The organism is Streptococcus suis (assembly GCF_002964045.1).
Taxonomy (GTDB): Bacteria; Bacillota; Bacilli; order Lactobacillales; family Streptococcaceae; genus Streptococcus; species Streptococcus suis_U.
In genome coordinates, this window is sequence record NZ_POPB01000499.1 from 1 (window position 1) to 385 (window position 385).

General features: G+C 37.1%; 1 pseudogene. It reads right to left on the reverse strand.

The features are described 5' to 3' along the window. Window positions 1-190 precede the first annotated feature (190 nt). Window positions 191-385 (reverse strand): annotated as a pseudogene (locus tag C1E99_RS15285) (hypothetical protein); the annotation flags it as partial.

A 385-nucleotide genomic window follows, 5' to 3' on the forward strand; every position in this document is an offset into this window, starting at 1 on the left:
GCCAGCGTTCGTCCTGAGCCAGGATCAAACTCTCATAAAAAGTTTTGATTCAAACTCAAGCTATTGCTAGCTTTCCGTTTTATTGTTTTGTTTTGTCATTGACGATTTATCCTTAGATAAATCACCCTGCACGTTTGGTTCGTCTTCTTTAATTTTCAAAGGTCTTGTCTTTATCGCGCTCTCGCGACAACTATCTTAGTTTATCATTTCTTGTGAACTTTGTCAACACTTTTTCGAAACTTTTTTTCGTTCCTCTGTTAACCAGTCCCTCAAGAGACAACTCAATCAGTCTATCATCTTCTGTTGGTCTTGTCAACACTTTTTCGAAACTTTTTTTCGTTCCTCTATTAACTAGCCCTTCAAGAGACAACTCAATTATTCTATC